General features: G+C 54.6%; 22 protein-coding genes and 1 pseudogene. 7 read left to right on the plus strand and 16 right to left on the minus strand.

Features of this window, described 5'->3' with window-relative positions; all coding sequences use genetic code 11:
- Window positions 1-175 precede the first annotated feature (175 nt).
- From OCV69_RS17035 to OCV69_RS13800, 10 genes and pseudogenes are all read right to left on the minus strand, one after another.
- Window positions 176-1,546, minus strand: coding sequence for a transposase (locus tag OCV69_RS17035; RefSeq protein ID WP_470207086.1), 1,371 nt, complete (start codon window positions 1,544-1,546; stop codon window positions 176-178).
- 347 nt (window positions 1,547-1,893) lie between these two features.
- Window positions 1,894-2,853, minus strand: coding sequence for a thioredoxin-disulfide reductase (trxB, locus tag OCV69_RS13760; protein ID WP_262563164.1), 960 nt, complete (start codon window positions 2,851-2,853; stop codon window positions 1,894-1,896).
- 18 nt (window positions 2,854-2,871) lie between these two features.
- Window positions 2,872-3,252, minus strand: a pseudogene (locus tag OCV69_RS17040) (thioredoxin family protein); the annotation flags it as partial.
- Window positions 3,253-3,411: 159 nt separating this feature from the next.
- Window positions 3,412-3,774, minus strand: coding sequence for a NifB/NifX family molybdenum-iron cluster-binding protein (locus OCV69_RS13770; RefSeq protein WP_331485745.1), 363 nt, complete (start codon window positions 3,772-3,774; stop codon window positions 3,412-3,414).
- Between the two features lie 74 nt (window positions 3,775-3,848).
- Window positions 3,849-4,706 (minus strand): nucleotide-binding protein, encoded by an 858-nt coding sequence (locus OCV69_RS13775; RefSeq protein WP_158359859.1) that lies wholly within the window; start codon window positions 4,704-4,706, stop codon window positions 3,849-3,851.
- Window positions 4,703-5,527 (minus strand): nucleotide-binding protein, encoded by an 825-nt coding sequence (locus OCV69_RS13780; RefSeq protein WP_158359861.1) that lies wholly within the window; start codon window positions 5,525-5,527, stop codon window positions 4,703-4,705. The genes OCV69_RS13775 and OCV69_RS13780 overlap by 4 nt, the downstream gene beginning before the upstream one ends.
- Window positions 5,524-5,874, minus strand: coding sequence for a NifB/NifX family molybdenum-iron cluster-binding protein (locus tag OCV69_RS13785; RefSeq protein WP_158359863.1), 351 nt, complete (start codon window positions 5,872-5,874; stop codon window positions 5,524-5,526). Before OCV69_RS13785 ends, OCV69_RS13780 begins: the two co-directional genes overlap by 4 nt.
- Complete coding sequence (locus tag OCV69_RS13790; protein WP_331485746.1) at window positions 5,849-6,259, minus strand: DUF134 domain-containing protein; 411 nt, start codon at window positions 6,257-6,259, stop codon at window positions 5,849-5,851. The genes OCV69_RS13785 and OCV69_RS13790 overlap by 26 nt, the downstream gene beginning before the upstream one ends.
- 104 nt (window positions 6,260-6,363) lie before the next feature.
- The gene (locus tag OCV69_RS13795) at window positions 6,364-6,936 is read right to left on the minus strand and encodes a 4Fe-4S binding protein (protein WP_158359899.1); all 573 of its coding nucleotides are present in this window, start codon (window positions 6,934-6,936) and stop codon (window positions 6,364-6,366) included.
- 2 nt (window positions 6,937-6,938) lie between these two features.
- On the minus strand, window positions 6,939-7,115 hold the full coding sequence (locus OCV69_RS13800) for a 4Fe-4S binding protein (RefSeq protein ID WP_158359864.1): 177 nt from the start codon (window positions 7,113-7,115) through the stop codon (window positions 6,939-6,941).
- A 122-nt stretch (window positions 7,116-7,237) separates the two neighbouring features.
- Between OCV69_RS13800 and OCV69_RS13805 the strand changes: the two genes are divergently transcribed.
- Together OCV69_RS13805 and OCV69_RS13810 are read left to right on the plus strand one after the other, a co-directional pair.
- Window positions 7,238-8,938: an ABC transporter substrate-binding protein gene (locus OCV69_RS13805; protein ID WP_158359867.1), complete on the plus strand. Its 1,701-nt coding sequence runs from the start codon at window positions 7,238-7,240 to the stop codon at window positions 8,936-8,938.
- A 79-nt stretch (window positions 8,939-9,017) separates the two neighbouring features.
- A complete protein-coding gene (locus tag OCV69_RS13810) occupies window positions 9,018-9,719 on the plus strand; it encodes a peptidoglycan recognition protein family protein (RefSeq protein WP_158359870.1) in 702 nt (233 codons plus the stop codon).
- Window positions 9,720-9,727: 8 nt separating this feature from the next.
- Here OCV69_RS13810 and OCV69_RS13815 read toward each other — a convergent pair whose 3' ends face one another.
- The 5 genes from OCV69_RS13815 to OCV69_RS13835 form a co-directional block, all read right to left on the minus strand.
- On the minus strand, window positions 9,728-10,531 hold the full coding sequence (locus OCV69_RS13815; protein WP_158359873.1) for a histidinol-phosphatase HisJ family protein: 804 nt from the start codon (window positions 10,529-10,531) through the stop codon (window positions 9,728-9,730).
- A 13-nt stretch (window positions 10,532-10,544) separates the two neighbouring features.
- Complete coding sequence (locus OCV69_RS13820; RefSeq protein ID WP_158359875.1) at window positions 10,545-11,570, minus strand: TAXI family TRAP transporter solute-binding subunit; 1,026 nt, start codon at window positions 11,568-11,570, stop codon at window positions 10,545-10,547.
- Window positions 11,571-11,791: 221 nt separating this feature from the next.
- Window positions 11,792-13,042 carry a sodium/glutamate symporter gene (locus tag OCV69_RS13825; protein ID WP_022273856.1) on the minus strand — a complete coding sequence of 417 codons (1,251 nt, stop codon included), beginning with the start codon at window positions 13,040-13,042 and terminating at the stop codon, window positions 11,792-11,794.
- Between the two features lie 129 nt (window positions 13,043-13,171).
- Window positions 13,172-13,873 carry a response regulator gene (locus OCV69_RS13830; protein WP_331485747.1) on the minus strand — a complete coding sequence of 234 codons (702 nt, stop codon included), beginning with the start codon at window positions 13,871-13,873 and terminating at the stop codon, window positions 13,172-13,174.
- Complete coding sequence (locus OCV69_RS13835; RefSeq protein WP_262563162.1) at window positions 13,870-15,450, minus strand: sensor histidine kinase; 1,581 nt, start codon at window positions 15,448-15,450, stop codon at window positions 13,870-13,872. Before OCV69_RS13835 ends, OCV69_RS13830 begins: the two co-directional genes overlap by 4 nt.
- 234 nt (window positions 15,451-15,684) lie before the next feature.
- Here OCV69_RS13835 and gap point away from each other — a divergent pair, with 234 nt between their 5' ends.
- From gap to tpiA, 3 genes are all read left to right on the plus strand, one after another.
- Complete coding sequence (gene gap / locus OCV69_RS13840; protein ID WP_022273852.1) at window positions 15,685-16,704, plus strand: type I glyceraldehyde-3-phosphate dehydrogenase; 1,020 nt, start codon at window positions 15,685-15,687, stop codon at window positions 16,702-16,704.
- Window positions 16,705-16,804: 100 nt separating this feature from the next.
- Window positions 16,805-18,028 (plus strand): phosphoglycerate kinase, encoded by a 1,224-nt coding sequence (locus OCV69_RS13845; protein WP_158359878.1) that lies wholly within the window; start codon window positions 16,805-16,807, stop codon window positions 18,026-18,028.
- 117 nt (window positions 18,029-18,145) lie between these two features.
- Window positions 18,146-18,895, plus strand: coding sequence for a triose-phosphate isomerase (gene tpiA / locus OCV69_RS13850; RefSeq protein ID WP_158359881.1), 750 nt, complete (start codon window positions 18,146-18,148; stop codon window positions 18,893-18,895).
- 8 nt (window positions 18,896-18,903) lie between these two features.
- Here tpiA and OCV69_RS13855 read toward each other — a convergent pair whose 3' ends face one another.
- Window positions 18,904-19,425, minus strand: a complete 522-nt coding sequence (locus OCV69_RS13855) for a TetR/AcrR family transcriptional regulator (protein ID WP_158359883.1) — start codon at window positions 19,423-19,425, stop codon at window positions 18,904-18,906.
- A gap of 180 nt (window positions 19,426-19,605) precedes the next feature.
- Here OCV69_RS13855 and OCV69_RS13860 point away from each other — a divergent pair, with 180 nt between their 5' ends.
- Window positions 19,606-20,505: a DegV family protein gene (locus OCV69_RS13860; protein ID WP_158359885.1), complete on the plus strand. Its 900-nt coding sequence runs from the start codon at window positions 19,606-19,608 to the stop codon at window positions 20,503-20,505.
- Between the two features lie 2 nt (window positions 20,506-20,507).
- Complete coding sequence (cls, locus tag OCV69_RS13865; RefSeq protein ID WP_158359887.1) at window positions 20,508-22,049, plus strand: cardiolipin synthase; 1,542 nt, start codon at window positions 20,508-20,510, stop codon at window positions 22,047-22,049.
- Window positions 22,050-22,054: the final 5 nt, after the last annotated feature.

Consider the following 22,054-nt stretch of genomic DNA (forward strand, 5'->3'; position numbering starts at 1 on the left):
GGGGGCTGTCGGTTAATACCGATTTTTTCCCCGGATAACAAAAGAATGAGACAGTCCGCAGAACTCCTGGCTTTTTCAGGGCCATAGTTTTCTGCCGGACTGTCTCATTCCCTTTTGTTTCTAATTTCAGGGCATAGTATCCCCTCGTTTGGCATTTTGGGAACGCTCATTGCCTTTAAGCAGTTTTTTGTTCCTTTTTCCCTTCGTATTTTTCAATCTCATGATGCAGAAAACGGTGGTATTTCATGATATTCCGCCCGATCGCATACAGCATGAACGCTTTATACACCTTTTCTTTTGAACGGTAATGGAATCTCCGGAAGTTCTCATTCTCTTTGATGTCACCAAAGTGGCCTTCCGTCTGGATCGACCGTGTCTGACGCTTCAGGATCCCTTCTTCATTCTGGATGTTTTCATTGGTTTCCTCTTTCAGATCTTCCCCAAATGCTTTCCGGTGCTTTTCCAAAACCGGGATCAGCGTGTTGTAATCAGTCCGGTCGCTGCTGACATAACTGTGGACAATGAAATAGTTCTCTACTGCGATCTGGACATTGTATGCCGGTTTCAGCTGGCCGTTGAGCATGTGGTCTTCTTTCATTCTCATGAAGGTTGCTTCCAGATCTGTCTTGGAATAGCTGTTCCGTCCTTTGCCCATGATCTCAAAGTGTTCCTTGTATTCCATCAGGCGGCTGCCGCAGGTCTCCAGTTCTTCATACAGCTTCTGGATCTCCGGCTTACGCTGTCCCTTTCCGTAAACAAAACCGATCCCTTCCCCTTCAGCGATCGTTTTCAGGTTTTTCTGCAGCTTCAGGATCTCAAGCGGGGAACAGCCGTCGATTTCGATCACGGTATTATTGGAAATCTTCTTGTGCTTTGTCAGCTTCCGTTTCCGGTTCTCCTCGATCACACGCCGGACTTTGTCCATGCCTTCCACCACAAACATCCTGGCATCCCCAAGATCGTATTTCGGTCCATACCCGTTTTCATGCAGAAGTGCATTGTAAGCTGCATAAAGGGCATCAATGGTGTCCAGAAGCCCCGCAAGATGGTAGTTTAAGCTTCCCCGCCAGACAAAGGTATAACGGTTGGCGTTTGCTTCTATTTTAGTGCCATCGATAAAAAGCTCTCTGAGTGTGAGCAGGCCTTCCTTTTTCAAACGGCGCAGGAACTGGTAATTCAGTTCATCCAGGATCTCACCGGTCAGTTTTTTCCCCTTAAAATCATAAAAAGCATCCCGCCTGGGTCTCTGGCCTTTGGTCAGCCAGATGAATGCCAGGTCCCGTTCACACAGTTCCACGATCCGGTCAACGGCCCGGATGCCACGCATGTTTGCGTAGGTAACAACAGCATACAGCATGATTGGATTGTACCCGGTTCTTCCCTGGTCTGAACAACAGGCCAGCAGGCCTGAAAAATCCAATTCCTCCATTACTTTTTTCAGGGTATAGACAGGATCGTCGTCGGGTAAATGCAATTCGAAGAAGCTGAAGTTAATTTTCTGTTGCCCAAAATCAAAAAAGTCGTTATAATAATCTTGTTTAAGCATAGTTCCATTATAACATGGAACGGGGAAAAGATGGTTGTCGTTAGCCATCTTTTTCTCTTTTTTATGAAAAAATTTCAGGGTCGGTTGTGACTCACATAAGTCACAGCCGGCCCTGTTTTAGACTATCTATTTCCCGACAGCCCCTTTTTTCAGTTATACAGTAAGAATTATGTTTTGAGGATACAAATATTGTGTATCCTATGATTAAGCTAGTGTTTATCAGCCAGTATATGACAGTTATTGAAACAACTATATACGGGGACCGTATGTACTGTGGTGTTGGAAGACTGAATTTTTCCACCGTCCCTGACTCAATTTTATAAGAACGACTGTGTAAGGGGAACCAGCTATCTCCCGGCTTCCGCCAGATACACCTCTGCCATATGAACGGCGGCAGCTCCGTCGGAAACGGCGTTCACCACCTGGCGGAGGGGCTTGGTCCGCACATCGCCGATGGCGTAGACGCCGGGAACGCTGGTCTCTGTGGTTTCTCCGGCAGCGATATAGCCCGCCTTATCCAGCTCCAGCTGGCCCTCAAACAGGCTGGTGGAGGGCTTGCGGCCCACGCTCACAAAGATGCCGTCGCAGGGAAGGTCGGTCTCTTCACCTGTGTGGACGTCCTTTAAGCGGATTCCCGTAAGTGTTTCTTTGTGGTGCAGCTCTGTGACCACGCTGTTCCAGCGAAATTCCACATTGGGAGTGTTCTGAAGAAGCTCGTGGTAGATCTTTGTGGCCCGCAGGGTATCCCGGCGGTGGACCAGGATCACCTTCCTGGCGATGCGGCTTAAGATCAGGGCATCTGCCACTGCGGAATTGCCGCCTCCGGCCACCACCACGGTCTTATCCTTGTAAAACATGCCGTCACAGGCGGCACAGTAGGCCACGCCCCGGCCGGTCAGTTCTTTTTCACCGGGAACACCCAGCTCTCTGGGGCTGGCTCCGGTGGCCAGGATCAGGGTCCTTCCGTAAATGGTGCCCTGGGAGGTTTCCACGGCCTTGGGCTGTCCTTCCAGCTTCGCCCGGACCACCTCGGCGTACAGGGTGGAGGCCCCGAACCGTTCTGCCTGCTTCCTCATTTTTTCAGCCAGGGTGTAGCCGTCGATGCCGTCCTCAAAGCCAGGATAATTGTCGATCTGGTGGGTCAGAGCCATCTGGCCTCCGGCGGACAGCTTTTCCACCACAATGGTATCCAGTCCGGCCCGGGCTGCGTAAAGAGCCGCAGTATAGCCTGCGGGGCCTCCGCCAATGATCACAGTATCGTAAACGCGGGAGGGCTCAGGATCACTCGTCTCACTGGCTGCTTCCAGGGAATCCGTTAAGAACTGCTCGATCATGTCCCTGGATTCCGGGACCCGGAGCGTGGCGGCAGCCTTTCCGTCCTTATAAAGCACCAGCGTGGGGATGATCTCAATGCCCTGGCTGTCAGAAAGCTGCTCTTCCTCATCGATGTTGATCTTAGTCACGGGAATGGACCTGCCCCAGGTCTCAGAAACTGCCTCGTAGGCTGCTTCGATCTTCCGGCAGTAGCCGCACCAGGGAGCCCAGTAATCCACCAGGAAGGTCTTTCCGCTCCGGATCATTTCATCAAATTGTTCTCTGTTCATATTCATAGCTGCCATACCGCCAGCTCCTTTCCTTTGTTTGATATCAGTATACCAGGACCTGTCCTGGATTTCCGTGATAAGGTCACAGTTGCGGAAATCCATGGGAGAGACCGGAGGCTGGAGCCTGGTGCTGTCCGGGCAGGGAGGCGGCAGGCGCGGGGGCAGAGCGGATCAGAAGGATGGTGTGCCGGGGAAAGCGGCCTCCAGGCAAAAAAACGGCGGTGCAGCCAGGCTGCATCGCCGTTTCTTCTATGAAATGATCTAGTGGTGCTCTCCGCACTCGTCTGCGTGCTCGTGCTCATGGCAGATGGAGCCGGTGGAGACCAGCTCACCCTTCAGATAGGACTCCACTGCGGCGGTGGCATCGCCCTGTACGCCGACGATGACCTCTACGCCGCGCTCGTTGAAGATATCCACAGCGCCGCCGCCCATGCCGCCGGAAATGATGACCTGTGCTCCATTATCGGCCAGGAAGTTGGGCAGGAAGCCTGGACGGTGTCCTGGATTGGGGACAGAATTGACTGCGGTGATGACTCCGTCTGCGGTGTCGAAGAAAATGAAATTCTCACAATGGCCAAAATGGCCTGCTACGGTGTTTCCCATGGCTGCTACTGCAATTTTCATGATGGTTTCTCCTTTTTCTGATAGATTTTATTTGGTCTGTGAGGGCTTCGGAAAGGCTCCGGAGCCCGTGGCTGTTATAGAAGCCGGCATACGGTATCAAAGATCTTTTTTAAAGCGTCCCGGGCCGGGCAGTCGATGTCCGCCAGGCTTTTTCCCTGATTGATGGCCTCTGACGCATGGTGGTCATAGGGAACGGTTCCGGCAAAGGGGATCCCTTTTTTCTCGCAGAATTCCTGGATGGCCCTGGTATATTCCGGACTCACATCCCATTTGTTGACGCAGACGGCCAGCTTTGTCTGGAAGGTTTCGGCGGTCTTCACCAGCCGCTCCAGATCGCTGAGCCCGGAGCGGCTGGGCTCAGCCACCACCAGGACCAGGTCCATGCCGCTGACGGAGGAGATCACCGGACATCCGATGCCCGGGGAGCCGTCCACGATGGCCAGATCTGTTTCCGGCGCATGCTTCAGCATAGCCATTTTTACCTCTGTCACCAGCTTTCCGGAATTTCCGCGGCCCATTTTCAGAACGGCAGTGGAAAATACGCCGCCATCCATGTAAAGCTCCTTTCGTCCGGCTGCGTCGGGAGCCAGGCGGATGGCCTTCCTGGGACATACGTGTGCGCAGACCCCGCAGCCCTCGCAGGCGTATTCACTGATGGAATAAACTCCGTCCGTCCGGGAGATGGCGTCAAAGCGGCAATGGGCCTGGCAGAGGCCGCAGCCAGTGCATTTTTCTGTGTCCAGGACAGCCTTATCCCCGCCGAGAAAATCAGAGATCTCGGGAGCTCCGGAGATCTCCGTCACCAGGTGGAGGTTGGGGGCGTCCACATCACAGTCGGCCACAGCCTTTGTCCCGGCAAAGCGGACGAAGGCCGCCGCGGTGGTGGTTTTTCCGGTGCCGCCCTTTCCGCTTAAGATCAAAAGACGTTTCATAAGCTGCCTCCGATCGTATGAAGGATATGGGAAAACATTTCCCGGAGCCGGGGATCCTCCCTGGCAACGATACGTCCGTCCGAAGCCATTGCTGCGATCTGGGGATCATAGGGGATCCGGGCCAGGATAGGAAGGCCCTGGTCCCGGCAGAAGCGCTCCAGAGGCTCCCAGGGGGCCTCCTGCTTATTGATGACCACGCCGCTTTTTTTCCCCAGCAGGGAGACGAGCTGGCAGACCATCTGGAAATTGTGGAAGCCAAAGGCTGTGGGCTCGGCCACCAGGATACAGAAATCTGCGTCCATGACGCTTTCCATGACGCTGCAGGCGCTTCCCGGCGGGCAGTCGATGATGGTGAGGCCCTCTGCCTTTTTTAAGGCCTCACGGATCACCGGGACGCCGGAGGCCTCTCCGGGGTTTAAGATACCGGTGACGACGCGGACCGTCTGGCTGTCGCCTGTCTCCAGGATCCCTATGGGCTTTTTCTTTTCAGTAATGGCCTTTTTGGGACATACCAGGCTGCAGCCGCCGCAGCTGTGGCAGACCTCAGAAAAGACCATGGGTTTATCTTTGACATACATAAGGGCATGGAACCGGCAGAACTGGACGCATTCCCGGCAGCCGGTGCATGCTCCGGCATCAAACTCCGGGAGCAGGGAACAGACGGTCTCTGTCACCACATGGTCCGGACGGAAAAACAGGCGTCCGTTGGGCTCCTCCACATCACAGTCGATGTAGACGGCTTTTTCTGCCGCAGCCGCCAGATTGACGGCCACCAAGGTCTTTCCGGCCCCGCCCTTACCGCTTAAGCAGGCGATCTTCATTGTATGCCGTGGTATCCGCCGTGGAACTGGGTCAGCTCCTCCAGACCCCCCCGTTCCATAGCGGCAAGATCGTCCGCAGCGGCTTTATTTGCGGATTTATAGAGCTTCATCCCGGCGGCCTGGAAGACCTCGGCAGCATTCTGGCCGCACCGGACGGTGATCAGTGCATCCGCCTGGCTGTCCACAAGGAACTGGGCCGCCTGGATCCCGGCTCCTCCCTGGGCCTGGGCCGCCGGATTTGGGACGATGGCGTTATTCCCATTTTCCCGGAACAGGAAATAGGGCGCGCGGGCCAGGACGATGCACACGTCCTTTTTATTTTCATCCAATGGGATTGCGATTTTCATGTTCCTCCTCCTCTCTGAGAATTTTCTGGCTGCAGACGTGAAGATGTCTTCTGCATCCGCCGCAGCCGCAGGCTTTTTCGTTTCCGTCGCAGAGCTGGTAAGCCCCCCCCTCGATCCGGAGGGGAAGTCCATTGACCAGTGCTTCCGCCAGTTTTTTCCTGGCGGAATTGTAGATCATCTGGACCGTGGTCCTGGCCACCTGCATATAAGCACTGCACTCCTCCTGGGAAAGCCCCTGTTGGTCAATGAGACGGATGGCTTCGTATTCATCCACGTTAAGGACCACGGCCGGTCCGCAGGGCGGAGGCCCCAGAGGGTGGAATTCCTGGATCCGGGGCAGCTGACATACTTTTCTGCATTTTCTTGGTCTTGGTATGATATCCACCTCCTCATATGATAGCTGTTTTCTTTCTGTTCTCAGTATACAACGATAAATGGCATATGTCAAGAATGTAACTGACATATGCCATTAAAAAAGTGGAAAAGGGTTTAAACGCGGTGCTTTGCCTGACAGATCAGCTGGGTCATGGTCCCCATGGGACAGTAAACGCACCAGCTTCGGGGCTTGAAAAGGACCATGGCCACCAGGCCAAGGATGGTGGAGGTCAGCATCACGCTGTAAAAGCCAAAGGCAAACTGGGCCGCTCCGGCATGGAGCCGGGTCCCATAATACGCCCAGAGCCAGAAGACCTGGAAGATCCACAGGAGTGCCACCGCCTGCGTGAGATCCCGGACTCCGGAAAAGACCAGGGCGGTGTTAAAAAGCATCTGCATGAACATCACAAGGAAAAAGGCCAGGAAGCCGTATCGGAACCACCGGCTCTTCATCCAGCCGGGAATATCCTTTTTCCGGGAAAGACCGAAGCGTCCGCCCAGGAGGCCCAAAAGCTGCCCTCTGCCGCAGTACCGGTTACAGCAGCCCTTGGCACCGGAGACCATGGAAATGCTCAGAGAGATAAAGAAGCAGAGCAGTCCCAGCCAGGCGGCCATGATATTGAAAAAGCCCAGGGCCAGATATGCCAGGGACAGGATCCAGAGATAGTCGTACCATTTTTTCTTCATGTTCACCGTGCCGCCTCCCGGATCGTGATGACGCTGGCCGGACATTCCTTTGCGCACCTGCCGCAGCCTACGCATTTTCCCATGTCCACCTGGGCCATGATCCCATGGAAGATCTGGATGGCGTCCATGGGACAGACCTTGGCGCAGCAGCCGCAGGCCACGCAGCTTTTCTGGTCCACATAGGCTTTTCTGTGATGTGGTCACGGACGGGATATTAAGATTTTTGTCGCTTGCATTCCGAAAGATTCCGTGCCATACTTGTACCATACATTTTTATGGACATGATCTGGAGGGACTTGATATGAAGCGTGGGATGAGACTGGCATGGGGACTTCTGGCGTCGGCTGCGGTGGCGGCCATGACGGCCTGCGGGAGCCGGGATGCCGGAGATATGGATAAAACAGCGGCCGGGACCACTGGCCAGATGCAGTCAGAGGAAGCAGAAACGGCGGTCTCCGAAGAGGAGGCTTTGGAGGACAGGATGCTTACAGTGGCTGTGTTTGAGGATACGGGAACCTTAAACCCGTATACGGGAGAAAGCCCGGCCTATGCCCTGGACTGGGTCTATGAGGGGCTGACGGCCATGGAGAACGGCGTTCCGGTGCCGGAGCTGGCCAGGGAGTGGGAGATATCCGGCGATGGGCTCACTTACACCTTTCATCTGCGGCCGGACGTAAAATTTTCCGACGGGAGCCCGTTTACAGCGGAAAATGCCAAAAGAAATATGGATCTGGTCCTGGGACACAGGGAATATTATCCATATCTGCCGTCCCTGGCGGCGGTCAGCTCTGTGGAGGCCGCAGACGAGACGACGCTTACGGTACATTTAACGGCTCCGGCCCCGTCCCTTCTGAATGACCTGGCCGGAAGCTATCCCTTCGGGATGATGGGTGACGAAGGCTTTGCGGCTGAGGGCGATGTTTATCAGAGTGCGGGAGCTTTGGCGGAGCCGGAAGAGGAAAATGGTTTTTCCACCCTGGGTACCGGGATGTGGAAGCTGAAAACGTACGTGGAGGGCGAATATTCCGTTTTTGAGCGCAATGAGGCCTACTGGGGAGAAAAGCCGGGCTTCCGGTATTTAAGGACAGTGGTATGCTCCAGCGCAGAAGAGGCCGCTGAGGCCATGAAGGCCGGAGAGGCGGATGTGATGGTGGACTCGGAGCATATCTCACTGGAGCTTTTTAAGGAGCTTGAGGAAGCCGGATTCCAGACAGCATCGGCTCCTTCGTCCAGCATTTCTGTGCTGAACCTGAATACAGCGGGGCCGGTGACGGGAGATAAGGTGGTGCGCCTGGCCCTGGAGTACGCCGCAGGCCGTGAGGAGATCTCGGAAAAGGTCTATGGAGGGCTCCAGGAACCGGCGGGTTCCTATTTTTCCTGGAGGGTGCCCGGAACGGACGTGGGGATCGCTCCCTATGGCCAGGATCTGGAGGAGGCAGGAAGGATCCTGGAGGAAGCAGGCTGGACCTATGCAGAGGGAGAGAATATCCGGTCCAAAAACGGCCAGCGGCTGGAGCTCCGGCTGGTATACGACGATTCCATTGCCGGAAACGGTCAAGTGGGAGAGATGTTAAAGGCCCAGTATGAAGCGGCCGGGATCCAGGTGGATCTGGTTCCCCAGACGGGAGCGGCTTATGAGGAAAGCTGGCAGTCGGGCCAGTTCGACCTTCTGCTTTCCAGGACCTGGGGGATCCCTTATGAACCCTATGGCAGCTTTTTCTGTATGGCGTCTCCGGGGGATAAGTTCCATCTGGTACAGAGCGGAATGAGCGGAAAGCGGGAGCTGGATGTGATCATGCGGGACACCCTGGTACAGAACGACGGGGAACGGATGAAGGAGGACATGGCCTACATTATGGAAAGCCTCCATAATGAAGCCGTATATGTGCCTCTGACGGAGGTCGTAAGCCTGGCCGTATACAGGGAAGGACTTTCCGGTCCGGACATGGATTCTGCCCGGGGCGGCCTGGGGATCGGGGCCATGGAACCTCTGGAGCCGTAGAGCCCTGGCAATGGACGGAGAAATGGGAAACGGCAGTCCGGCGTGTGAAGTACAGGAGAAAAAGGAAAGGATATGAGTCATGGAGAGAGAAGATGAGGAGAGACGGCTGAGGAGGGAAATGCGGCGGATCAAAAGAAAAAAGGAGGAGCGGATCCGCCAGCTGATCCTGGCAGGCTTTTTTACGGCGGCGTCTGTGATCATTCTGGCAGCGGTGATCGTGCTGTTTAAAAATGTATTCCAGAAAAAACAGGTGGATCCGGGGGAGGTGCAGGTGCCGGAGTATGTGCAGGTGGACCTTCTGACTCCCAATCCGTATTCCAGGCCCCAGAAGCCGCTGGAGGAGGTCCGGGGGATCGTGGTCCATTATGTGGCAAATCCATGCAGCACGGCCAGGGAAAACAGGAGCTATTTTGAGCAGCTGAAGGACCAGACCGGGGAAAACGCCACATCAGCCAGCAGCCACTTTGTGATCGGGCTGGAGGGAGAGGTGGTCCAGTGTGTTCCCCTTACGGAGGTGGCCTATGCGTCCAACCACAGAAACAGCGATACCATTTCCATTGAGTGCTGCCATCCCGATGAGACGGGGAAGTTTTACGACAGTACATATGAGTCCCTGGTGGAGCTGTGTGCGTATTTTTGTACGGAATTTAAGCTGAAGCCCGAGGACGTGATCCGCCACTATGACGTGACGGGAAAGATCTGTCCCAAATATTTTGTGGACCATGAGGATGCCTGGGAGCAGTTCCACAAGGATGTGGAGCAGGCAATGAAGAAAAAATAGGACCAGGCTCACAGGGGATAAAATACAGGCTTTCTCTGGTGGTAGACGGTATAAAACCGGAAGCCGCAGGACTTCAGGATCTCAGCGGTCTGGGGAAAGAAGCCGCCCACCTGTCCAGGAGTATGGGCGTCGGAGCCCACGGTCAGGAGCTCTCCGCCCAGCTCCCGGTAGCGCAGGAGGATCTCCTCCTGGGGATGGGGGTGGCCCAGGCCGTATTTGAAGCCGGCCGTGTTGCATTCCAGGGCCTTTCCCCGGTGGATCAGGGTCTTTAAGATCTCGTCGATGATGTCCATGTAATCCCTGGGATCATAATTTTCATTGCGGACCGGGCCATAGCGGACGATGTAATCCAGATGGCCCAGGCTGTCAAAGCAGTCCAGGGTCCGGATCCGGGCCAGGGTGGATTCAAAGTACCGGAAATAGGAGGCGTATTCGCTGCGGCCTTGGTAGCAGGCCGGATCGTAGACGTCCAGACCGTCCAGGAAATGGCTGGAGCCGATGATATAATCCACAGGAAGCTCTGCGCCCAGGCGTGTGAGAATGTCCTTCTCCCGGAGCATGAGGCCCAGCTCGATCCCCTTAAGGACGCGGATCTTCCCCTCAAAGGCCTGGACTGTGTCTTCCAGGGCCCGGAGATAGGCGGGCAGATCCAGGGTAAAGTCAATATGGGTCATCTGGGACGAGCCGGGGTCGTGGTGGTCCGTGATACAGATCTCTTTCATGCCCAGTTCCAGGGCTGCCTGGACCTGGGCATTCTGCGGCGCTTTGGAATCGCCGGAAAATTCTGTGTGTACATGACAGTCTGATATCATACTGATTCCTTTCTTATTCCATTTTTCCATGTGTTTCTGATAACAATCCCTTTTCCCAGTAAAACCGTTCCGCTCCGGGATGCAGGGGAATGGGGAGGGCTGAATACATAAACCGGTCTCTTGACATGGCGAAAAGAGAGGGGTGCTGCCGGCCCAGGGAACCGGCGTTTTCATATAGGATGGACGTCAGTTCGTAAACCAGTCCCTCATCCATATCCTGATCCACGCACAGCAGGCATTTGATGCCGAAGGTATCCACGTCCCGGTCCTGTCCCGGGTAGGTTTTGGCCGGGATCACGTCTCTGTAATAAAAATAGTTTTCACTTAGGATGGAGTCCAGCTCCTGGTCTGTATATCGGAGGATCGTGCAGGGCATGGCGTCAGCCAGCTGGGAAAAGCCGCTGATTGGAACGCCGGCAAACCCGTGGACCGCATCCAGGGAACCGCTGAGGATCCCTTCAGAGCCGGAGCCCAGGCCATCATTTTTCAGGATCGAGTTGGTTTCTGTGATGCCGGCTGCGTCCAGGACGATCCTGGCGGAAAGCGCCGTGGAGGAATCCTGGGGGCCAATGGCGATCCGCCTGCCCTTCAGCTCATGGATATAGGAGATCCCCAGCGAAGAGGGGGCGATCCAGTTGGAGAGGCTGGGATATACGGCGGCAATGACCCGCAGGTCCCGGCAGGGAGCGCCTTCAAACTCCTGCTGACCGTTTAAGGCTGCGTAAGCCACGTCTCCGCTCACAAGCCCCAGATCGATCTCTCCGTTCTGCAGGGCCAGCGCGTTGGAGACGGAGCCCTCGGAGGCGCTGAGGTTGACGGTGATGGAGGCATCAGCCTGGCTGATGGCCTGGGCGATGGCCTTTCCCACCGGGTACATAGTTCCTCCGCTGTCGGCAGTGCCGATGGTGAGGATGCGGAGACGGTCGGCTGGCTGGTCCTCCGATGGCTCGGGAGATGCCAGGGAAGCGGTCCTGCAGCCGGAGACAGCCAGGGAAAATACAGTAACTGCCGCGAAGGCGGCAAAAAAATGTCTGATCATTCGTCTACACCATTCCATTTCTCAAACGGATCTCAAAGCAAAGCTGCTTTCATCATAACACGGAAGCCGCCGGAGATACAACCGGTTTTTTGAAACTGTTTGGCCGGGGCTCTGGCCGGCACCGTGCAAAAAGAAGCAGGCCGGCAGTTGGGGGCTGCCGGCCTGTCTTTAAAAAGGGAAGGTAAACTGTAAAACGAATACAGGAAAATGTCAAATTACGATCAGCCTTTAAAGAGGCCGCCAAAGAGTGATAAGAAAATGGGATTATAAATATCGTCAATGATAACGGCAAAGGACGGATATAATACCCATGCGATGTTGTGCCAGCCGTACTGGTCCATCAGGGCCTTCTCGTTGGCGACGGCGTTGGATCCGGAACCGCAGCCCCAGCCGATGTTTCCGGCTGTCATAACGGCTGCGCCGTAATCGCGGCCAAACAGGTTAAAGGATACAAAGATCCCGAACAGTGCCATGAAGATACCCTGGGCAATGAGGATGATGCTCATCTGCCCGGCCACAGGAGCCAGCTTTGTGAAATCGGTGGTCATCAGGACCAGAGCCAGGTAAAGCTCCAGGAACATATGCTCGATGGCGTCTACCTCAGGTACATAGAATTTAATGCCGGCAGCCTCCATGACGTTTCTGGCAATGGCACCTGCGAACAGGCAGCCGATGAATTTCGGCATTTCGATCATGGGGATGTTGTCCAGCAGGCAGTAGATAGGCATGCCAAGGGCTGCGAGAAGCAGAGTCAGGGCAAACATCATGATCATTTTTGTATTGTTTAATTCCGGAACCTTTCCGGTGGCCGCTGCCTCCGGCTTATCGTTGGGGTCAGACTTCAGACCGTGCTTTGCGATCAGGAAGGCTGCCACAGGTCCGCCGATCAGGGAGCCCATGATATTTCCCATGGTACCGGCCGCAACGCCGATGGTGGTGGCGTCGGGAGCTCCCCAGCCTTCAAAAATGGGGCCGAAGGCGGCCGCTGTGCCTACGCCGCCGGACATAGCGGCAGAAGAGCACTGGAGAGCCAGAAGCGGATGCATTCCCAGAAGCTGGCTCAAGGCGTAGCCCAGGAGATCCTGGCATGTGATGAGGAGACATGCCGCGAAGGCGATCATCACACAGAGCTTTCCTCCGGCATGGCGGAGCATTTTTGCACTGAAGCCAAAGCCTACACATAAGAAGAAGATATTCTGGGTCAGATCCTTCATCAGGGAAGCGTCAAAGGAAATATCCACGATGCCCATGCCCTTGATCAGGGAGACCAGGATGGAAAAGATAATACCGGAAACCACTGGAGCCGGGATCGCGTACTTTCTTAAAGGTGCGGAGCGCGCCACAATGGCACGCCCCAGAAAGATGACGATGGCTGCGAAACCGAGCGTGCATAAATATTCAAACTTGAACGATGCAGCAGCTCCGTCGGCAGCCGGCGTGTAGGTGCCGAAATAACTGATAATGTCTGCCATAATTAAGATCCTCCAATCTTTTTTTATAAACATAAACAATTTATAAAAAAAGTATAAATTGCCGTGGAGGAAAAGTCAATTTTAGTAAGTATGTAACAGACTTTCGTAAGTTTCGTAGTCCCGCCGGCCTTAAAGCGTATAATTCCGGCGGCCCAGGCTGTACTGAATGGACGGCCTGCCTCCGGTCTTATAGTCAATGGAGCTGACGATCTCTCCGATATCCACCAGATAATTCATATACCGGCGGATGGTGATCCGGGACAGATGGATCTGCTTCGCGATCTGTTCGCTGGTAAAGAGACCCTCCGGATGCTCCGCAAGGAACCGGCGGATCATGTTCAGAGTCGCTTCATTGAGTCCCTTGGAAAGCTGGGGGACAGAATCTGCCGCAGGATCGGGCCCGGCAAAGAGCTGGTCGATGGCATTCTGGCTCAGGCTGGGCCTGGCGCCCCGCAGATATTCCTGCTGGGCGGCGAACCGCTCCAGGGCCGTCCGGAACCTGGCGTATTCAAAGGGCTTTACCAGATAATCCAGAACGCCCCTGCTTAAAAGCGAGCGGACGATATCGGTGTCATTGGCGGAGGTGACCATGATGATTGCAGGAGTTTTTCCCATGGCATGGAGCCGGTCGATGAATACATCCCCGTTCATAAGGGGAGTATAATAATCCAGGATGATCAGGTCCGTTGTATGGTCCTTCAGGTATTCCAGAGCCTCAGTGCCGCTTTTAAAGACGCGGTCTGTCTGGAACGAGGGGGTGGCTTCCACATACTGCCGGTTGATGGAGGCCACCATCGGGTCGTCTTCAATGATCATGACGTGATACATCATTGGTATTCCTTTCTTGTAAAAGTGAGAGTGAAGCAGGTACCTTCGCCCTCCTCGGTGTCGATGGAGATCTCTCCGCCGCAGCGGTCCACGATCTGACGGACCAGGTGGAGACCTGTGCCCCGGCCTTCTCCTTTAGTAGAAAAACCGTTGTCAAAGATCCGCTCCAGGACCGGCGCCGGGATCCCGCGGCCCGTATCCGCACAGGTGATGACTGTGCCTTCGGTGCTGGCGTAGATCCCCAGGGTGATCTCGCGGATCTCCTTTTTGGAGCCATGGAGCTCCTCGATGGCATTTTCCAGGAGATTTCCCACGAGGGTCACACAGTCGCCCACGTCCATGACCAGATCCTTTCCCATGCAGCGGCTGTCGGGAGACACGGTGAGCAGGATCCCCAGCTCTGCGGCGTGCATCATCTTGCCTACCACAAGGGCACAGATCTGATGGACACGGAGGCAGTCGGCGGTCTGACGGATAGCCTGGCTGGATACCAGGCTGCTGTTTGTAATGAAGGTGATGGCCTGCTGGGTCTGGCCGGTCTGGAGATAGCCAAGGATCACATGGAGCTTATTCAGAAATTCATGATTGAAGGCCCGCAGGGTGTCCAGCATGGACCTGGCGCCGGACAGCTCGTCTGACAGGGTCTCCACCTCATAGCGGTCATTGAGGATCGTAAGGACGCCCTGGATCTTCGGGAGATTCCCAATGGGGATCTCACTGCAGATCAGGGGATGCCCGGAAAGAGAGCAGCCCTGTCCCATGACCGGACTTCCTGTTTTCAGGATCTCCTGGGCTCTGGTGGCCGGGAACAGCCGGCCGATGGGCTGGCCCAGCGGCTCCTCCCCTGGAGGGAACAGGGCCCTTGCGGGCTGATTGGCAAAGACCACCGTACCGGTGAGATCAGAGGCGAGGATCCCCTCCTCCATGGCATTGAGCACCGTATCCTGGCGCAGGTAAAGCCTCAGGAGTTCCTGGGGGTGATACCCCATAAGGGAGGAGCGCAGGAGCCGCACCGTGCCGTGGGAGAGCAGAAAACTGACTACCAGCATGACGACCAGCACAGCCGCGTAAACGGAAAAGATCTGCCGGGACTGCTCGGCGATATAGGTGGAAAACGCTGAGGCCATGACAAAGCCGGATATGGCGCCGTCGTTGCCCACGACCGCGTGAAAGGCCCGGCGCTGGGTTCCGTGGGTACCGATCCCAGTGGTGATATAAGGACCGCTGCCGGAAAGCACCGCCTGCTCCTCGCCGTTTATGAGGCTTTCTCCGGATTCCCGGCGGGTCGTATGGTAAAACCGCAGGAGGTTCCTGTCGTAGATGGCGATGACATTCAGATCGGGAAAGTTTTCATGGAGCCCGTCCAGAGCTGCTGCGGTTTCCCTGTCCGGATAGCCGGAATCCAGCATGTGGATCACCTGGTCCATGGAGGCGGCGTAGGCGGCCACCCCGCTGATCAGGGAATCGATCTCCGCCTTCCGTCTGTTTACGTTATAAAACAGGCTGATCCCCAGGGAGAGCACCAGAAGACAGGCGGAAACAGAGAAAAAGCTGAGAAATAATTGTTTTTCTAAAGACAATTTTTTGAACTTCGGAAGCATGGATCATGCCTTTCTTATTTGAAAAAAGAGGATATTTTTCTATGTATCACCAGTATAAGGAAAAAAGCAGCAAGTTGCAAGAAAAAACAAGAAGTTATTTCGAAAAAAAAGTCTTGCAATTTCCCGAAGAGTCATATATAATACATGCTAAATTGATTAATATTTAACAATCGAGGCTGAAATAACAGCGATCATTTTAGGAGGAATGAAAATATGGCAGTTAAAGTAGCAATTAATGGCTTTGGCCGTATCGGCCGTCTTGCTTTCAGACAGATGTTCGGCGCAGAGGGATTTGAGATCGTTGCCATCAACGACTTAACTTCTCCGGAAATGCTGGCACACTTATTAAAATACGACTCCACCCAGGGCAGATACGCACTGGCAGATACGGTTTCCTTCGGCGAGGATTCCATCACCGTTGACGGAAAAGAGATCAAGATCTACGCAAAGGCCAACGCAGCAGAGCTTCCGTGGGGCGAGCTGGGCGTAGACGTAGTGTTAGAGTGCACAGGCTTCTACACCTCCAAAGCAAAAGCACAGGCTCATATCGATGCAGGCGCTAAGCACGTGATCATCTCCGCTCCGGCAGGAAACGATCTCCCGACCATCGTTTACAACGTAAACCACGACCAGTTAAGCAAGGATGATCACATCATCTCCGCTGCTTCCTGTACGACCAACTGCCTGGCACCCATGGCAAAGGCATTAAACGATGCTTACCCGATCCAGTCCGGTATCATGTGCACCATCCACGCCTACACCGGCGATCAGATGACTCTGGACGGACCGCAGAGAAAGGGCGACAAGAGAAGAAGCCGTGCGGCTGCCATCAATATCGTTCCCAACAGCACAGGCGCTGCAAAGGCCATCGGTCTTGTTATTCCGGAATTAAACGGCAAGCTCATCGGTTCCGCACAGCGTGTTCCGACCCCGACCGGATCCACAACGATCTTAACAGCCGTTGTTAAGGGACAGCCCACAAAGGAATCCATCAATGAGGCTATGAAGGCTGCTGCCAACGAGTCCTTCGGCTACAATACAGACGAGATCGTTTCCAGCGATATCATCGGCATGAAGTACGGCTCCCTGTTCGATGCGACCCAGACCATGGTCCTTCCCATCGACGAGAATACTTCTGAGGTTCAGGTGGTTTCCTGGTACGATAACGAAAATTCCTACACAAGCCAGATGGTACGTACCATCAAGCACTTCGGTAAATTACTGAACGCTTAATTCTGGCTGGTTTTGACTCACTTAGGGTCCGGTCTGGAATGGACCGGACCCATTTTTTATGATATAATGGAATCATCGGAAAAATAAGGAGGAATGGAACATGGCTTTAAATAAGAAGACCATCGACGACATCAACGTAAAAGGCAGAAGAGTCCTGGTGCGCTGCGACTTCAACGTACCGTTAAAAGATGGTGCGATCACCGATGAGACAAGGATCGTGGCAGCTCTTCCCACCATTAAAAAATTAATGAACGACGGCGGAAGGGTGATCCTCTGCTCCCATCTGGGCAAGGTAAAGAACGGCCCCAACGAGGGCGAGTCCCTGGCTCCTGTGGCAAAGAGCCTTTCTGAAAAGTTAGGAAAAGAGGTCGTATTCGTAAACGACTACCATGTAACCGGAGAAGCTGCTGCAAAGGCAGTAGAGGCCATGAAGGACGGCGACGTGATCTTACTCCAGAATACCCGTTTCCGCGGCGCTGAGGAGACAAAAAACGGCGAGGGATTCAGCCGTGAGCTGGCAGACCTGGCAGACGATTATGTATGCGATGCCTTCGGTTCTTCCCACCGCGCCCATGCGTCTGTGGCCGGCGTTACAAAATTCATCACAGAAAAGGGCGGCTCCAATGCAGTGGGCTATCTGATGCAGAAGGAGATCGAATTCCTTGGAAACGCCGTTGAGAATCCGGTGCGTCCCTTCGTTGCCATCTTAGGCGGCGCAAAGGTTGCCGACAAGTTAAACGTAATTTCCAATTTACTGGAAAAATGCGATACACTGATCATCGGCGGCGGCATGGCCTACACCTTCTTAAAGGCCCAGGGCAAAGAGATCGGAAATTCCCTGGTGGATGATTCAAAGCTGGACTACTGTAAGGAAATGATGGAAAAGGCAGAGAAGCTGGGCAAGAAGCTGCTCCTTCCAGTGGATACCACTGTGGTTTCCGCATTCCCCAGTCCCATTGACGCACCGGTTGACGTGGAATACGTTTCCACAGATGCCATTCCCGCAGATAAAGAGGGCGTGGACATCGGACCGGAGACATGCAGGATCTACAGCGATGCTGTAAAGAATGCGAAGACCGTAGTATGGAACGGACCCATGGGCGTATTCGAGAACCCGACCCTGGCAGCCGGGACCATTGCTGTGGCCAGAGCCCTGGCTGAGACAGACGCCACCACCATCATCGGCGGCGGCGATTCTGCAGCGGCTGTGAACCAGCTTGGCTTCGGGGACAAGATGACCCACATCTCCACCGGCGGTGGCGCATCCTTGGAGTTCCTGGAAGGAAAGGCACTTCCTGGAGTCGTAGCAGCCGACGATAAGTAGGCCGGGAAAAAAACGGATTTTACGATGGGGACCACCCGTGAAAGACACCTGACGCATCGGAGCCTGAGACGGCCGATGCGCGTATAGGAAGGGTATGGATCAAGGAGGATAAATAAAATGGCAAGAAGAAAGATCATCGCCGGAAACTGGAAAATGAACATGACTCCCACAGAGGCAGCGGCCCTGGTGGAGACCTTAAAGCCCCTGGTAAAAACAGAAGAGGCTGACGTGGTGTTCTGCGTTCCGGCCATCGATATCATTCCGGTGGTAAAGGCCTGCGAAGGCACCAATATCGCCGTTGGAGCAGAAAATATGTACTTTGAGGAAAAAGGGGCATTCACTGGAGAGATCTCTCCCAGTATGCTTACCGATGCCGGTGTGAAATATGTGATCATTGGCCACTCTGAGAGAAGGGAATACTTCGCAGAGACCGACGAGACGGTTAATAAGAAGGTATTAAAGGCCTTTGAGCACGGCCTGACTCCCATCATCTGCTGCGGTGAGACTCTGACCCAGAGGGAACAGGGCATCACCCTAGACTTGATCCGCAAGCAGGTGAAGATCGCATTCCAGAATGTGACTGCAGATCAGGCAAAGACGGCAGTGATCGCTTATGAGCCCATCTGGGCCATTGGAACCGGAAAGACTGCCACCACAGAGCAGGCAGAAGAGGTTTGCGCAGCGATCCGTGCCTGCATCGGCGAGGTTTATGATGAGGCGACGGCAGAGGCGATCCGTATCCAGTACGGCGGTTCTGTGAATGCAGGAAATGCAGCTGAGCTGTTTGCACAGAAGGATATCGACGGAGGCCTTGTGGGCGGCGCTTCCTTAAAGGCAGATTTTGGAAAGATCGTAAATTATAAATAGCCCGGAAACTAAAATACCAGGACCTGGGAGCAGAATTCGGCCATAAAATCAATGGATTCCTTCCTCCCGCCCTGGAACCAGCGGACCACAATGGTGGAGAACGCGCCTTCCCATGCCAGATACCGGTACAGGGAGGCCGGCTCCCCATCGTGGTCTTTTTTTACGAGAGAATAGGAAGATGTGAAGGCGGAGGTATTGAGCATATGCGCCTCCAGGAGAAGTCCGAACAGCATGGCGTGGTCCCATATGTCCTGGAAAAAGCAGCGGTACCAGAGGACTGGATCCTTCTGGAAGGTGGGATCGGAGAAGGAGGCAGACAGACTGTCGATAAAAGAGCGGCATACCTCGTTCAGGATCTCTTCCTTGGATTCATAATTGCGGTAAAAGGCTGTCCGGGAAACACCGGAACGGCGGACCAGCTCGGTGATGGTGATCTTTTCAAAGGGCTTCTGGCTCATGAGCTGGATCAGGGCGGTCTGGAGGCATTCCTTGGTGACCTTATTGGCTTCCTTATTAGATAGGTTTTTCATACGGTCTCCTTTTCTGGCTCTGGGGACGAGGTTACAAAAAACGTATATTTTGTACAGGCATGAAAAAGAAACATTGACGGCCCCCAGCTATGATGTTACAGTTGTTACAGTAAGTTGGACGACACAAATGTATCATAGTGTATTATAATTGTCAATGAAAGGGAAGGAAAATAGAAATTTATGAAGCCAGTGGGGATTATAACAGACAGCTGCAGCGGAATCAGTCAGAAGGAGGCGTCGGAGCGGGGGATATTTGTTCTGCCCATGCCGTTTTATATTGAAGGCCATTGCCTGTATGAGGGCGTAGACCTGGACAGGGATGAGTTTCTGGAAAAATTAAAGGAAGGAGCAGACGTCTCCACTTCCCAGCCGTCTCCGGCGGAGGTGACGGCTTTATGGGACCGGGTTCTGTCTGAGTATGAAAAGGTGTTGTATATGCCCATCAGCAGCGGACTCAGCGGCTCCTGCGAGACGGCATATGCCCTGACCCGGGACGAGAAGTATGAGAGGAGAGTCCTGGTGGTGGACCACGGCCAGGTGGCGACGCCTCTGCACCGTATGGTCCTGGACGCGCTGGAGCTGGTGGAAAAGGGGTATACGGCTGAAGAGATCCGGGAGCTTTTGGAGCGGGCATCGGACCAGATGATGATCTATATCGGCGTCCAGACGCTGGAGTATCTGAAAAAAGGAGGACGGATCACTCCGGCAGCAGCAGCCTTAGGCGCTGTGTTCAACATTAAGCCGGTCCTTAAGCTGGCCACGGGGAAGCTGGATTCCTTTAAAAAGTGCCACGGCTTTTTAAAAGCCAGAAAAATCATGATCGAAGCCATGAAGCGTGAGATCGAAACCAGGTTCCAGGAGGCATATGAGGCCGGGGCTGTCCATATCCTGGCGGCTTCCAGTGCATCAGAGGCAGAAACAGAAAGCTGGGTAAAGGAGATCGAGGCTGCATTTCCAGGAAAGCAGGTGATGTGCGATCCCCTGTCCCTGGGTGTCAGCTGCCACATCGGACCGGGGGGGCTGGGGATCGGCTGTGCCGTGAAGCCAGATTACGGAACGGTCCGCAGGAAAGAGGGATGAGTATGCGTGCAGAGCAGAAAACAGATGTAAAAAACAGCGTGGGCCGCATGGCCTTCGTGATCCTTTCGGTACTGATCCAGGCAGGCTGGATCCTTTTGATCGTCCTGCGGCTGAACCGGTATTCCTGGCTCATCGCACTGATCTCCACCATCGCTGCCCTGGTGGTGGTGCTGCGGATCTATGCTTCCAGGGAAAATTCCGCCTATAAGATCCTATGGATCATGCTGATCCTGGCGGTTCCTGTCATGGGACTGTGTCTGTATCTGCTTTTAGGCCATTCCATGGTCCTGCGGTTCATGACAAAGCGCCATGGGGAGATCAAGGGAAAGCTGGCGGATCTGATCGCCCAGGATCCAAAGGTCCTGGAGGAGATGGATGGCCAGGACCGGGCTGTGGCCAACCAGTCCCGGTATATCAGCAATTTTGGAAAATATCCAGTATACCGGAATACGGACGTGGAGTTTTACGGCGATGCCTCCGACGGGCTGGAGGCCCAGAAAAAGGCCCTTTCAGAGGCAGAGACCTTTATCTTCATGGAATACCATGCCATTGAGGACAGCACCTCCTTTGCGGGGATCCGGGAGATCCTGGCCCGTAAGGTAAAGGAAGGGGTGGAGGTACGTCTCCTGTACGACGACGTGGGAAGCGTGGGCTTCATCAGCCCCGAATTCATTAAACGGATGGAGGCCGACGGGATCCAGTGCCGGGTATTTAACCCCATGGTGCCCATGCTTCATGTGTTCATGAACAACCGGGATCACCGGAAGATCACAGTGGTGGACGGACAGGTGGGCTTCACCGGAGGCTATAATCTGGCGGATGAGTATTTCAATCTGACAAGCCCCTACGGCCACTGGAAGGATACGGGCGTCCGGCTGGAGGGCGACGCCGTAAAGAATCTGACGGTTCTGTTCCTGGAAATGTGGAATTCCGTGAAGGTGACAGATACGGATTTTGCCAGGTATCTGCCGGATCCCGGTTATACGGCAAAGGGCCGCGGCTTTGTACAGCCCTACGGCGACAATCCCCTGGACGGCGAGCCTGTGGGTGAGAACGTATACATGAACGTGATAAAGAATGCCAAGGATTATGTATACTTTACGACGCCCTATCTGATCGTCAGCGACGAGCTGGGCCGGGAGCTGAGGCTGGCTGCCAAGCGCGGCGTGGACGTGCGGCTCATTACACCGGGGATCCCGGATAAAAAGGCGGTGTTCCAGGTGACCCGGTCCTACTATGCGGGACTGGTGCGGGACGGCGTCCGGATCTATGAATATACGCCGGGCTTCATCCACGCCAAGCAGTGCGTCTGCGACGGGGAGACAGCGGTGGTGGGGACCATCAACCTGGATTACAGGAGTCTGTACCTGCATTTTGAAAACGGCGTATTCCTCTATGACTGCGAGGCCATAAAGGATATCCGGGCCGATTTCGACGGGCTTTTCCCCGTCTGCCAGGAGGTAACGGAGGAATACAGGAGCGGCCGCTCGGCGGTCTTAAGGATCGGCCAGTGTATCCTGCGGCTGGCGGCTCCGTTGTTATAAAACAG

The sequence above is a fragment of the Alitiscatomonas aceti genome (assembly GCF_025567195.1).
In the GTDB taxonomy this organism is placed as follows: Bacteria; Bacillota; Clostridia; order Lachnospirales; family Lachnospiraceae; genus Alitiscatomonas; species Alitiscatomonas aceti.